The organism is Arthrobacter globiformis (assembly GCF_030815865.1).
Classification (GTDB): domain Bacteria; phylum Actinomycetota; class Actinomycetes; order Actinomycetales; family Micrococcaceae; genus Arthrobacter; species Arthrobacter globiformis_B.
Genome location: NZ_JAUSXI010000001.1, coordinates 4,601,034 through 4,614,186 on the forward strand (window position 1 = coordinate 4,601,034; position 13,153 = coordinate 4,614,186).

The 13,153-nt window shown below is 68.9% G+C and carries 11 protein-coding genes; 3 read left to right on the plus strand and 8 right to left on the minus strand.

Annotated elements, in window-relative coordinates; genetic code table 11:
* Positions 1-93 precede the first annotated feature (93 nt).
* The 5 genes from QFZ33_RS21485 to ssd all read right to left on the minus strand — a co-directional run bounded on the left by QFZ33_RS21485 (position 94) and on the right by ssd (position 5,007).
* A complete protein-coding gene (locus tag QFZ33_RS21485) occupies positions 94-381 on the minus strand; it encodes a DUF4244 domain-containing protein (RefSeq protein WP_307030805.1) in 288 nt (95 codons plus the stop codon).
* A 385-nt stretch (positions 382-766) separates the two neighbouring features.
* Positions 767-1,381 (minus strand): type II secretion system F family protein, encoded by a 615-nt coding sequence (locus QFZ33_RS21490; RefSeq protein ID WP_307030807.1) that lies wholly within the window; start codon positions 1,379-1,381, stop codon positions 767-769.
* A gap of 43 nt (positions 1,382-1,424) precedes the next feature.
* Positions 1,425-2,225, minus strand: coding sequence for a hypothetical protein (locus tag QFZ33_RS21495; protein WP_307030809.1), 801 nt, complete (start codon positions 2,223-2,225; stop codon positions 1,425-1,427).
* Positions 2,222-3,700 carry a TadA family conjugal transfer-associated ATPase gene (locus QFZ33_RS21500; RefSeq protein WP_373427313.1) on the minus strand — a complete coding sequence of 493 codons (1,479 nt, stop codon included), beginning with the start codon at positions 3,698-3,700 and terminating at the stop codon, positions 2,222-2,224. Before QFZ33_RS21500 ends, QFZ33_RS21495 begins: the two co-directional genes overlap by 4 nt.
* Complete coding sequence (ssd, locus tag QFZ33_RS21505) at positions 3,697-5,007, minus strand: septum site-determining protein Ssd (RefSeq protein WP_307030810.1); 1,311 nt, start codon at positions 5,005-5,007, stop codon at positions 3,697-3,699. The genes QFZ33_RS21500 and ssd overlap by 4 nt, the downstream gene beginning before the upstream one ends.
* Positions 5,008-5,228: 221 nt before the next feature.
* Between ssd and QFZ33_RS21510 the strand changes: the two genes are divergently transcribed.
* The gene (locus QFZ33_RS21510) at positions 5,229-7,040 is read left to right on the plus strand and encodes a bifunctional 3'-5' exonuclease/DNA polymerase (protein WP_307030812.1); all 1,812 of its coding nucleotides are present in this window, start codon (positions 5,229-5,231) and stop codon (positions 7,038-7,040) included.
* A gap of 267 nt (positions 7,041-7,307) precedes the next feature.
* Entirely contained in the window at positions 7,308-7,499 is a 192-nt protein-coding gene (locus QFZ33_RS21515; protein WP_111902112.1) for a YegP family protein, read from the plus strand.
* 60 nt (positions 7,500-7,559) lie between these two features.
* Here the strand turns inward: QFZ33_RS21515 and QFZ33_RS21520 are convergent, their stop codons facing one another.
* The 3 genes from QFZ33_RS21520 to QFZ33_RS21530 all read right to left on the minus strand — a co-directional run bounded on the left by QFZ33_RS21520 (position 7,560) and on the right by QFZ33_RS21530 (position 10,753).
* Positions 7,560-8,237, minus strand: a complete 678-nt coding sequence (locus QFZ33_RS21520) for an NUDIX hydrolase (RefSeq protein ID WP_307030814.1) — start codon at positions 8,235-8,237, stop codon at positions 7,560-7,562.
* Positions 8,234-9,037: an endonuclease III gene (gene nth / locus QFZ33_RS21525; protein ID WP_307031939.1), complete on the minus strand. Its 804-nt coding sequence runs from the start codon at positions 9,035-9,037 to the stop codon at positions 8,234-8,236. The genes QFZ33_RS21520 and nth overlap by 4 nt, the downstream gene beginning before the upstream one ends.
* 135 nt (positions 9,038-9,172) lie before the next feature.
* Positions 9,173-10,753 carry a hypothetical protein gene (locus QFZ33_RS21530; protein ID WP_307030816.1) on the minus strand — a complete coding sequence of 527 codons (1,581 nt, stop codon included), beginning with the start codon at positions 10,751-10,753 and terminating at the stop codon, positions 9,173-9,175.
* 402 nt (positions 10,754-11,155) lie between these two features.
* On the opposite strand from QFZ33_RS21530, the gene acs reads away from it, so the two are divergent.
* On the plus strand, positions 11,156-13,153 hold the full coding sequence (gene acs / locus QFZ33_RS21535) for an acetate--CoA ligase (RefSeq protein ID WP_307031941.1): 1,998 nt from the start codon (positions 11,156-11,158) through the stop codon (positions 13,151-13,153).

Genomic DNA, 13,153 nt, shown 5'->3' on the forward strand with positions numbered 1-13,153 from the left:
CCTGACCGCGGCTGCCGGCCTCATCTCCGGTTGGGCTCCTGTGCTGCCGGCAGGACATAAGTCCGGCCGCCTGAAGGGTCTGCGGAGCGGGTTTCACGGCAGGGCCAGCGCCGTACGGATCAGGTTGAGCAGGAAGCCACGGACTTCGTCGCTTCGCAGGATGAACACCAAGAGCCCGGCGAAGCCTACCGCCGCCAGCGTGGCGATGGCATACTCGGCAGTCGCCATGCCGGCTTCAGAGCCCATGAGACGCCTGCGTGGCCGTGGCTTCACCCGCGGCGCCATGCGGGCTCCCGGATAGATCTCCAGCACGTCGGCTTCTTCGGAGTCCGGGCGCAAGGCACGGGCGGCTTCACCCGTGGTGTGGTGGTTGAGGGACATAAATTTTTCCTTTCTGGAGTCCCGGCCAATTGCCGGTGCATTGAACTCTCCCGTCCGCCGCCCGGACCGGTAAGGCTTGACCTTCCCTAAGTGGAAAAGCGACCAGATCGGCCGCATGTGGAGGGAGAGTACCGGTGTATCCGCGGCGGCCCACGGGCAGTGTGCCCGTGTGGCAGCGTCAAAATACGAGGCAGCGGTAATGCATGGCAGCGCTACATACGTGGCAGCGCGAAAAGGCTTGTGGCGTCAGTTTTGACGCCGGGAAAGATGTGCCAACTCCGCCGGACATGCGGCTGGAAGCAATGTGCCAGTCCCGCTAGACATGCGGCGCAGGAGAATGCGGCACGATCGCACGCACCAACCGGGGTTGTAAGACCGATGGACCTCAGCTGCCCGAAGGAACCAGGGCGAGCAGCACTGGAACGACTCCCAGGCATATGAAGGCGGGCAGTGAACAAAGCCCCAGCGGAACCACCAGCTTGATCCCGAGGGAGGCCGCGCGTTTCTCCGCGGCCCGGAAGCGTTCCCGCCGCATTCTGGCGGCCTGGGCATAAAGGATGGACGACGACGGCGCACCAGTCAGCGCAGCGAAGCCCAAGGCGTCTCGCAGAGCGAGTATTTCCGGCGAGCACACGTCTGAACTCCGCCAAGCCGTCCCCCAGTCGGCGCCAATGGCCATGGCTCCCACGACAGGCCGCAGGGCGCGGCCATACTCGGGTGAGGCCGCAGCGGCCACCAGTTCCAAGGCTCGTCCGATACCCGCCCCTGCATGGAGCATGGCGGCAATCAGCTCAAGCATCATGGCGGTATCCCGCAATCCTGGGGACCGCCCTGCCCGATCTTGAGAATCGTCGTCCCCATCCGTAATACCGTTGCCCGCCGCCCGGCCGCGCTGGCGGAGGAGCCCTGATCTCCCGTGAGCGGTTCGACTAAAGGCGAGGCCTGCGGATGCAGCCAGCGCAAGGGAGATAAGGGCAGCAGCCAGAACTGATCCGCTCATTGGCCCAATCCCGTCATGCAGGGGCAGTCGGATTGGTGGATTTTCATGGCACGGCCTCGCCGGCCGCTGCCCGGACGAGCCTCGCGGACCAGATGCGGCCAGCAACGGTCAGCCCGATGCCCGCGACCAGGGCAGCCATCCCGAACGGCGTACCCAGCAACATAGCCAGCGGGTCCACGCCGAGGCAGACACCCAGTCCCAGTCCCAGCAGCGGGAGCCAGGTCAGCAGTGCGACCGTCGCTTTCGGTCCGGCGAGCGCCGTCTGCCGGGCTGCTTCAGCGTCGTCTTCAACCTCCAGCTGAGCCGCAAAGCGCGTCAGGACGTCAGCCAGCGGACAGCCGCTGGCGGCCGCTATCTCGAAGCAGGCTGCCAACTCAGCCCAGATCCGAGGCTCTCTGCTACCGGATCCATGACGCGAGGGCCAACATGCCGACCGCATAGCGTCCGCTACCGGAGCTCCCCGCAGGGCCGCTCCCCGGGCGGCTGACAGGACGGCCGCCGATCCGGGGCTGAGCCGTGGCCGGCGGGGGTCGTCATCTGCGGACCCCTGCTCCACGTAGAGCTGCCACAGTTCGTCCCACAGGCGCGAAGGAGACCGGCCACCCTTCAGCAGGGCAGCCAGCTGCTGAACCACAACGGTTAGGGACACGGAGGTCTCCTTGCGGCCCCGGGCGAGGCCAATACCGCCCCGCCCCGTTGTTGCAGGCCTGCCGCTGCGGCGGACACGGCCGCCGGTTGCGCCACCCGGGCCGAAGGCACTGCGTGCCCGCCGAAGTGGCCCACGCGCAGGGCTCAGGATCAGCCACGCGGCAAGCACCAGTACGCCAACAAAGACCGCGGTCATGCTGCTGCCCTGCGGGCTCCACGTTTTTCACTCATGATCCCCCGACCGTCGTGTCCCGTCGACACGGCGGGCGCGTCCGGCTGCGCCCGCTCCGGCCCGTCAGCCACTGTCGTACCCAGACCGGCACTGGGGGCGGGGTCGGAGTCGCTGGCGGGGACGGAGCCGCGTACGTGGCCGGCATCAGGGACAGTGCCTGCATCCAGGGCAAGGCACGGATCGAGGGCCAGGCGCTGGGCAAGGATCTCCCACGCCGGCCCGGGAACCGGCCCGCCGGCTGAAACGTCCACGGCAACGGCGACGTCGAGGCCACCCGGCCGCTCGGCCAGGACGCCGATGCACGCGACGTAACGTCCGTGCCTTGACCGGGCCACATGCACCACCACCTCAAGGGCGCTGGCAACCTGCAGCCGGACCGCATCCTGGCCAAGCCCAGCCAGGGCTCCGAGAGCGGTGAGCCGGGCCGGAACCGCACCTGCGGCGTTCGCGTGGATGGTGCCGCCGCCTCCGGTGTGGCCCGTGTTCATGGCCGTCAGGAGTTCGCGCACCTCGGCACCCCTGCACTCCCCCACAATCAGACGGTCCGGCCGCATCCTCAGGGCCTGGCGAACGAGTTCCCCAAGGTCCACGGCGCCGCCTCCCTCGAGGTTGCCGTGCCGCGACTCCAGCGAGACGACGTGAGGGTGCACCGGATTAAGCTCCGAGGCGTCCTCGATCAGGACCAGCCGCTCCCCCGGATGGCAGAGCCCCAGCAGGGTAGACAGGAGGGTCGTCTTTCCGGAGCCGGTGGCTCCGCTGACCAGGAAGCTCAGCCGCTGCTCCACCATGCGTTCCAGAACGCGTTGAACCAGCGGCCCAAACATGCCCCCGTCCCGGAGCTCGTCCATGCTGAAGACCTGTTCCCGCCGGATCCTGATGCTGAGCAGCGTGCCAGCCGCCGAGATGGGCGGCAGGACGGCATGGACCCGGTAGCCGCCCTCGAGCCGCACATCCACGCACGGCGATCCGTCGTCCAGCCGCCTGCCGCCCGATGCCACAAGCCTGGCGGCAAGGGCCCTGAGCTGCGCCTCCCCTGCGAAGGTCACGGATGTCCGTTCGATGCCGCGGCCCCTGTCCAGCCACACGGAGTCCGGGGCGTTCACGAAGATGTCCGTGACCGACGGGTCCCGGACCAGATGCTGCAACGGCCCCAGGCCGTTGAGCTCAGCGCTGATGCGCTCAGCGGCGGCGAGGGAACCGGCTGTGCCCAGCAGCTTCCCGGTGGCCTGCACCGCGGCCGCCACCCGCGACGGGGTCACCGGCCCGGCGTCGGCCATGACCGACTCGCGGACGGTCTCAAGAAGCCCCGCATCCAGGACCCGGGCCGCACGCCGGCGCCCGGCAGTCTCCGCGAGCGCGGCGCGGGAGGTGGGTGCACCGGGTGCGGCGCGGCCGCCGGTATCGGCACCGGCCGGGGGCACTCCCAGATGCGCACTCACCGGAGGTCCCCGGCCTGCAGGTCGCCGGCGAGGAGGCCCAGCACCGACGAGGCGAAACGCCGGACAGTCTTCCGCCTGCCCTGGTCGAGCAGGCGGCCCAGCTCGGTGGCCGAGGCCGTCCCCCGCACTTCGGGCATGACTCCGTGCAGGGGGAGCCCCACGGATTCGGCGACCAGCGCGGCGTCAAGAGCAACCCCGGCCTTCCCCCTGATGACCAGGGCCGATTCGACCGGCGGAAGCTCCTGCATCAGCCGGGCGGCGGCGACTGCAGCCTTCAGCTGGGCCGGTACGACGACGAGGAGGCGGTCGCAATCCCAGGCGAACGTGCGCAGCGGCTCGGCGTTGCGGCCGATATCGACAATCACCACCTCGTAGCCCCGCCGCGCGGCGTCGAGGACGTTTCCCACGGTGACCGGGTCCACGAGCGGCGGCCGTTCCCTGCTTCCGGGCCAGGACAGAAATGAGAACCCGCCGGCGACGGGTAAGGCGTCCGCGAGCTGCTGCGGGTCAATGCTGCCACTCGCATCGGCCAGGTCTGGCCAGCGGAGACCCGGGGATTCCTCCGCTGCGAGGGCCAGTTCGAGTCCGCCGCCCCACGGATCGGCGTCGACGAGCAGGACCCGGGCACCGAGTTCAGCTGCTGCCTGGGCGAGCCACGCCGCCGCGGTGGTGGCGCCTGCCCCTCCGCAGCCCCCGGTAATGCCGAGCACCAGGCCTCCGGCCTCCGGTGAACGTGACCGGTTGAGGTACTCGGCCAGCCACGCGGCGGCGTCGGGAAGTACGGCGACGCGTTGCGCACCCAACGCGGCGCCCAGATGCCAGAGAGTGTCCCCTTCCCCGCTCAGCCCGACGAGGACGGCAGGGGCACGGCGCCGGGGCGGCAGTTCACGGACGTCGCTGCCAACCAGGACGTCAGCGGCGGAATCCCAGAATGGCGCGGCCTGCGCAACGTCGTCCACCACCCGGAGCCGCCCTCCGGCGGCTGCAACAATCCGTTCCACTTCACCCCGCAGGAATTCAAAGCCCGTGACCAGCAGGACGTCACCACCGTCAGCGGGAAGCCAGGTTCCGGGTTCAGAGCCGGTCAGTGACCCCACCTGCGCCGGCCTGGGCTGGGCCGCTGGCCGCCGGCTGCTCCGAGGCGCCGGTGAGGGTCCATCCGGGAAGCCGCCCGTCGGCTCTGCCCAAAGACCGTCTGCACCAGACGCCGCAGCACCGGGCAGCCTGCCTTCGGGCGGCGCAGCATCCGGCAGCGCGGTGTCCGGGTCTGATGGGAGTCGCCGGTTCCGGGCGTGGTGCCTGCTCATGCAGCAACTGTGCCCAATGGACCGGCCGCCCGTTAGAGACGAATGAGTGTATGTGGAAAACCTGCCCCCGCCTCGCGCCGGGAAAGCCCAGCTCGTGGAGGACAAGAGGCAGCGGACATGCGGCAGAGGACAGAAGCGGCGGGACCTTGCGGACAATCCGGTGGCGCACCAGACCTCGGCCACGACGCCAGACAGCCCCGCGGCAGGGCAGAATTGGACATATGTATCTGTTGCTCGCCGCCCACCCCGACGGCGCAGCCATACAGGAACTCACGGCGGAGGGCCTCCTCCACCCCGCCAATCCGGAACCACGGATCGTCAGCCTGACCCCGCCGCGAGCCCATCAGGAAGCCCCGCCACCTACGGCGCCCCGGACCGCGCCCCAAACCGCACCCACCAGCGGCACCAGCCTGGCCGGCGTCGTCCGCGAACTCGAGAAGCGGCGCCCACGCTGGATCTGGCACCGCACCCAGGACTGGTACCCGTCTCTGCTGGCGGCGGGCGTGGACGTGGAACGCTGCTACGACCTCTCCCTGTGCGGCGCTATCCTGGCCCATTCCGAGTTCACGGCGCACACCCCGTACGCCAAAAACGCCGAGAAACTCACCCAGGACGACGAGCTGCAGCCGCCCCGGCTGCTCCAGCCGCCCCCTCCGCCTGCGGACCAGGGCGCCCTTTTCGATGACCCGGGCGCGGCAACCGAACCGAGGCAGTCCCTGGCCGAACTGCGCGCCGAATACGCTGCCCAGCAGGAGGCCCTCGCGCTTGCCGCGCTGGCAGTCGCCGCAGGAGCAGCCGCGGCAGGAGACGAAAACCGGCGGCAACGGCTCCAGCTCCTCCTCGCCGCAGAATCGGCCAGCGCCCTGGTCGCGGCCGAGATGCAGCATGCCGGCGTGCCTTGGCGGGAGGAACTGCACGAGCACATCCTGGCCGAGCACCTGGGCCCGCGGCCGCCGCTTGGCCACCGCCCCGCCAAACTCGAGGCCCTGAACACCGAACTCCGGGACCTGCTGAATGCACCGTCACTGAATCCGGATTCGCCGCAGGAGCTGATGCGCGCCCTGCACCGCAACGGCATCGAGGTGAAGTCCACCCGGCAATGGGAGCTGAAGGGATCCAGCCATCCGGCCATCGCGCCCCTGCTGGCCTACAAGAAACTGTCACGGCTGCACACCGCCAACGGCTGGGCGTGGCTGGACGCCTGGGTGCGGCACGGTCGGTTTCGGCCAGAATACGTGGTGGGCGGAGTGGTGTCGGGCCGCTGGGCGTCCCGCGGCGGCGGGGCACTGCAGATCCCCCGCCAGGTCCGCGGCGCGGTGCACGCGGACCCGGGACACAAGCTCATCGTGGCCGACGCGTCCCAGCTGGAACCCCGCGTTCTCGCCGCCCTGGCGCAGGATTCGAGCATGGCCGAGGCCGCACGGGACCAGGATCTCTACGCGGGGATCGCCGCCAAGGGGTTCGGCGGCGACCGGAGCAAGGCAAAAATGGCCCTGCTGGGGGCCATGTACGGGGCCACCTCGGGCGAGGCAGGCCGCCTGATGCCGCAGCTGGCCAGGACCTACCCGCGGGCCGTGGGCTTCGTCGAGCGCGCCGCGCGCGACGGCGAAGCCGGCAGGACCGTCACCTCGCGCCTTGGGCGCAGCAGCCCGCCGCCGTCGGAACGCTGGTTCCTCAGCCAGCGCTCCACCTCGGCGGAGGAACAGCGCCGCGCGGACTCAATCGCCCGTTCCCGGGGACGATTCACGCGCAATTTTGTGGTCCAGGGTTCAGCCGCGGACTGGGCCGCCTGCTGGCTGGCTGAATTGCGACGGCGGCTGCGCACCATGCGTGCCGACGGTTCAGCCACCGGTGAACTCGTGTTCTTCCTGCACGACGAGGTGATGGTCCACGCCCCCGACTCTGCTGTGGACGCCTGCATCCGTGCCATCGAGGAAGCCGCCAACGCTGCGAAGGAGCTGCTCTTCGGCCCCATTCCGGTCGAATTCCCGGTGAGCGTCGCCGTCGTCGATTCCTACGACAACGCAAAGTAGCGGCTGGCCCGGAGAAGCCGGCCGAACCCAAACGGGACACTTCGGCACTCGACGCGACTGCCGGGCACCGCGGAGCCGGACAGTAGCCTCTTCCCAGGGGAAACAAAAGTCACATCAGCCACAGAAAGAATAATTGGTTGTACTGAGTAATGTACCGACGGGTAGTTCGCATCGTGTGGCGTGGGCCACTAAGCTCTATGGTGGCCGGGCAGTGGCAATAAGTTGGCCCGGCAGTGCGACGAAGCATCAGCAGGGGGTCCCACGCCAATGGCGGGCAAGTTTGAAGTTCACCAGGACAGCGATCAGTCTTACAAATTCCGTCTCATCGATGGGGACGGAAACATCGTGGCAGAGTCGCCGCGGTTCAAGAGCGTTTCGGGAGTAGTGGCCGGCATCAACGCATTACGCGAAAACGCCGCCACCGGTCTGGTGGTGGATCTGCGGAAATCGCAGCACTGACACTGGCGGGATAGCCAGCGGAAACACCGCCCGCGGAACGGCCAAAGCCAGCAGTGCCGCCTACAGGTCCAGCGGGTGCAGCCTGGTCCTGTCCCAGGGGACGGCCCAGCCTAGCTGGTCGAACAGTTCGTTCAGGATCATGCCCGTGAAACCCCAGACCACCAGGCTGTTCACGTTGAACGCCGGGCTCTGGAACGTCTGGTTCAGGCGGGTCACGGCTGCCATGGTGCGGTTTTCGGGGTCCAGCAGGTCCCGGACCGGCACCCGGAAGACCTGCGCCGACTCGCCGTAATCCACCACCCGGACCGGCGACGGCGCGGCCCACCAGGCCAGGACGGGGGTCACCAGGAAGTTTCCGCGCGGAAGGGCCAGTTCCGGCAGGGCACCCAGCACTTCGACGCCTGAGGGGTCCACGCCGGTCTCTTCCTCCGCTTCCCGAAGCGCGGCCTCCACGGGAGTCTCACCCACGTGGATGCCGCCGCCGGGAAAGGCCACCTGTCCTGGATGGTCATCGAGGGTGTGGGCGCGTTCCAGGAGCAGGACGTCCAAGTCGGCAGCAGCGAGCGGCTTGCCGGAGGCTGCAGGCACATCGTCCAGGGCGCCGAAAAGGATCAGGACGGCCGCCTTGCGGGCAACGGACTCGTCAACGGTCAGCTTGCGCCAGTATGGATTCCGGGCAGGACCTGTTCCCGCCCGGATAGAGTCGACGAGGTCCACCAGGTCCTGGCGCGCCGTCACGGCGTCCTCCGCTGGGATTCCATCCGGATCTCGGCGGCGCGGTGAGTGTCGGCCAGCAGCCTCGCCAGAAGCTCCTCGCTCCCGGGCGCCAGTTCGTACTTCAGCAGCTTCGCGGCCTTGGCGGGGTTCGTCTCGCCCGAGCCAAAGCTGGGGCACCAGTTGGCCACGGCGCAGGCCCCGCAGGCCGGCTTGCGGGCATGGCACACCCGCCGGCCATGAAAGACCACCCGGTGGGACAGCATGGTCCAGTCCCTGGGCTCAAACAGTTCCGCCACGTCGGACTCGATCCGGACCGGGTCATCAGACTCCGTCCAGCCGAAGCGCCGCGCCAGTCGCCCGAAGTGGGTGTCCACCGTAATGCCCGGAATGCCGAACGCATTGCCCAGCACCACGTTCGCGGTTTTCCGTCCGACGCCAGGCAGCGTCACCAGATCTTCCAGCCGGCCGGGCACCACGCCGTCGTACTCGTCCACCACCCGGTTCGCCAGCGCGAGGAGGTTCCGCGTCTTGGCACGGAAAAACCCCGTCGGCTTGATGATGGCTTCAAGCTCCGCGGTGTCGGCTTCCGCCATGGCGCGGGCGTCCGGGTAACTGGAGAAGAGCAGCGGAGTGATCAGGTTGACCGTCACGTCCGTGGTCTGGGCGGAGAGCACCGTGGCCACGAGGAGCTCGAAGGGGTTCCGGAAGTCGAGCTCGGCGTGGGCGTACGGGTACTGCTCAGCGAGGGCCCGGTTGATCCTGCGCGCCCGGCGCTTCAACGCCAGCGCCGACTCGCCGGAACGGGCCGGCGCGCCAGCCACAGCCCCGTTTTCGGCGGGGAGGGTATCAGTGGGAACCCCGGCGGGCACGTCCGCGGGAACCTCCCCGGAAGCAGGTACCACCGGGATGCCCGGCGTGCCGCGCCGGCGCGAAGCGGAATCGGCCACGGCGGCCGGCTAGCCGCGCTCGATGTTGCTGAGGTCGCGCAGGACGCCCACCCGGCCGTCCGTGTGCTGCACCAGGAATTCGTCCCCGCGGTCCTCCAGTGCCAGAACCCATCCCCCGGGCTCGATACCGAACAGCGGTGCGCCGGTGCGCTCATCAACGGCAGTGCGGTGCTGGGCCACGGCGAACCAGAAGGCCTCGTGGACCTGCTCATGTTCGGACTCCTCCGGCCGGCTTGCCGGGTCGACCGTGGCACCGATCGGTTCCTGCGACCGCACCTGCTGCTGCACATCCACCCTCGGGTGGACGGCGGTGGCAGGCGTGGCCGAGGCAGCACGCGCAGCCTCTTCCGCAGCTGCACGCGCGGCAGCGTCGGACTTGCCTTCTGTGACGGCGGCTTCCGCTGCGGGCGCCTCCGTGGCCGCAGCTTCCCCTACAGGCGCTCCTGCGGCAGCCGCCGGGGCGGCCGTGGCTCCGTCCAACTGGGTCCGCTCGGCCTCCTCGGCGGCCCGCTGCGCGGCCGCTTCGGCTTTGGCGGACGGCACTGCGCCCGCCTGCGCGGCGGCGTCACCAGTCTGCGCAGAGGGCACGACGGCGGCCTGTCCCGTTTCCGGCGACGCTGCGGCGCTGCTCGCCGCGTTAGCGGCCGGCCACATCCCGGTCACGGGCGCTGGGCCGGCGGTTCCGGCACCAGCGGTTCCGCCACCAGCAGCAGCGCCGGCGGTGCCGGCGCCGGCAGCTGCGGCACCAGTAATTCCGGCACCACCAATTCCGGCGCCGGGGGTTCCGGTCTGGGCTGCGCCGTGCCCCGGCTGGCCGACCGCCGTCGCACCATGGGATACAGGACCCCGGGATTCAGGACCCATAGGCGCCGCGCTGGCGGCCACAGCGCTGCCGGCCGCAGCGCTACCTGAGACCGCACCCGCCGAAGCAGCGCCCTTAGTGGAAGCAGCACCGGGCATGGCCTGGGCAGCCTTCGGTTCCTTGGGCGCTTTAGGCTTGCGCACGGGAACGGCCGAGTCACGCGCCATGATGTGGGCCGGGACGTCGGGGCGGTCCAGGAAGTCGCCGGCGAAGAACGGGATGAACCGGGCCAGCACTGTGGCGGCCAGCAGCACGAGGGAGCCGATCAGGCCCACGAGCAGGCTGGGCGTGTAGGCGCCGGCAACGGACAGGAAGAAGAAGGCCACCGCAAACGAGGCCACCACAGAACCGAACTGGTCCACCGAAAGGGATCCGATGCGGACCTTCGTGTCGTGGGCGAGCCGGCGGGCCACAAACAACGCCGCAACAATGAGCGGCAGCACCACGCCGAGCCCCAGGAAGAACAGGCTTCCGAGGTTCCACAGGTTGTAGCGCACAGCGAACATCGGAATCAGCGATGCGATAAAGAGGACAAGAGTGGCCGCGAAGACGGTCAGGTCCCGAACGGTGAAAGGTCCAGCAACGGCCTCATTCCGCACGCCCTGCTGCTTCATGAAATTCGGCGCCGCAGTGTGCGCTTCCGGCCGCCCGGACGGTCCCGCCCCAAGCGGTGCCTGGCCTTGGCCCGGCTGGGTCGAGCCCTGCTGGGGCTGGCTTTGCTGATTCATTCTGTTCTCCTTAGCGTGGCGGTGCCCGGACGGGTGTCCGCTGCGTGGTTCCGCCCTACGGCCGGAGCCTGACCACAAGCGGCCTGGCTGCCTCCGGCCCCTGTCACGAGTCCATCTCAGCCTAGCCAAGTGGAGGGTGCTTCACTAGCTGACTGGCCGCGGTGCGGTGCGCTCACAGAAGCGGCACAGGTCTCCCAAAGAACCATTCACCGCTAAATGGGCACCGCTCACGGCTCCTAATGTGACGCGGCCCACGCGCAGTTGCATGACGCGCTAGTCTGGTCTCGGAACAGCTCTTTGCGGTTTATCCGTGACGGGCCGTTGCCCGACGCCGTGCAGCGCGGGGCAATGGCCGGGACCGGCGCGCCGCGCAGGAAAGATCGATGAATGATGAGGTTCACCATGTCCCAGGACACCCCCGGCTCGACGGCCACCGCTGCCACCCCCAGCCAGCAGGGCGATGCTCTTGAAAACCTGCTGCATGAGAACCGCAAGTTTGCCCCTTCCGAGGAGTTCGCTGCCAACGCCGTGGTGGGCGCCGAAGTCTACGCTGAGGCAGCAGCCGACCGGCCCGCATTCTGGGCCAAACAGGCCCGTGAACTCCTGACCTGGAACAAGGACTTCACCGAGGCCCTCGACTGGTCCAACCCGCCGTTCGCCAAGTGGTTCGTGGGCGGCGAGGTCAACGCCGCGTACAACGCCCTGGACCGGCACGTGGAGAACGGCCTTGGGGACCGGGTAGCAATCTACTTCGAGGGCGAGCCGGGCGATTCCCGCTCCTACACCTACGCGGAACTGACCGAGGAAGTGAAGAAGGCCGCGAACGCCTTCGAGTCCCTCGGCGTGGCCAAGGGCGACCGGGTGGCCGTCTACCTGCCGATGATCCCCGAAGCTGTCATCACGCTGCTGGCCTGTGCCCGGATCGGTGCGGTGCACTCGGTGGTGTTCGGCGGGTTCTCCGCCGACGCGCTCCGGTCCCGGATCGAGGACGCCGAGGCAAAGCTCGTGGTCACCGCGGACGGCACCTACCGGCGCGGCAAGCCCAGCGCCCTGAAAACCGCAGTCGACGCCGCCCTCGAGCAGGAGGGGCACACCGTCCGGAACGTCGTGGTGGTCAAGCGCAACGGCCAGGACGTCGACTGGCACGAGGGCCGGGACCACTGGTGGGAGGACACCGTCGGGGCAGCGTCGGCCGAGCACACCGCCGTCGGGCACGACTCCGAGCACCCGCTGTTCATCCTCTACACCTCCGGCACCACCGGCAAGCCCAAAGGCATCCTCCACACCACCGGCGGCTACCTCACCCAGACCGCCTACACCCACAAGACGGTCTTCGACCTGCACCCCGAAACGGACGTGTACTGGTGCACGGCCGACGTCGGATGGGTCACCGGCCACTCGTACGTCGCCTACGCGCCGCTCATCAACGGCGCCACCCAGGTCATGTACGAAGGCACCCCGGACTCCCCGCACCAGGGCCGCTGGTGGGAGATCGTGGAAAAGTACAAGGTCTCCATCCTCTACACCGCCCCCACCGCCATCCGCACGTTCATGAAGTGGGGCCGGGACATCCCGGACAAGTACGACCTCTCCTCCATCCGGGTCCTGGGCTCCGTGGGCGAACCCATCAACCCGGAGGCCTGGATGTGGTACCGCGACGTCATCGGGGGCAACAAGGCCCCCATCGTGGACACCTGGTGGCAGACCGAAACCGGTGCCCAGATGATCGCCCCGCTGCCCGGCGTGACCGCCACCAAGCCCGGCTCCGCCCAGGTGCCGCTGCCGGGCATCGCCGTGGACGTCGTGGACGAGAACGGCGCCTCGGTGCCCGACGGGCACGGCGGCTTCCTGGTGATCCGCGAACCCTGGCCGGCCATGCTGCGCGGCATCTGGGGCGACCCGGAACGGTTCAAGGACACCTATTGGTCCCGCTTCGAAACCATGTACTTCGCCGGCGACGGCGCCAAGAAGGACGAGGACGGCGACATCTGGCTCCTGGGCCGCGTGGACGACGTCATGAACGTCTCCGGGCACCGCCTCTCCACCACCGAAATCGAATCCGCGCTGGTGAGCCACCCCGCGGTGGCGGAGGCCGCCGTCGTGGGTGCCACCGACGAAACCACCGGGCAGGCGGTGGTGGCGTTTGTCATCCTCCGCGGCGACGCCGTTGACTCCGGCGACGAGACCGTCCAGGACCTCCGCAACCATGTCGGCAAGGAAATCGGCCCGATCGCCAAACCCAAGACCATCCTCGTGGTGCCCGAACTGCCCAAGACCCGCTCCGGCAAAATCATGCGCCGCCTCCTCAAGGACGTCGCCGAAGGACGCGACGTCGGAGACGCCACCACGCTCGCCGATAACACCGTCATGCAGCAGATCGCCGCCTCGCTGAAGAAGTAG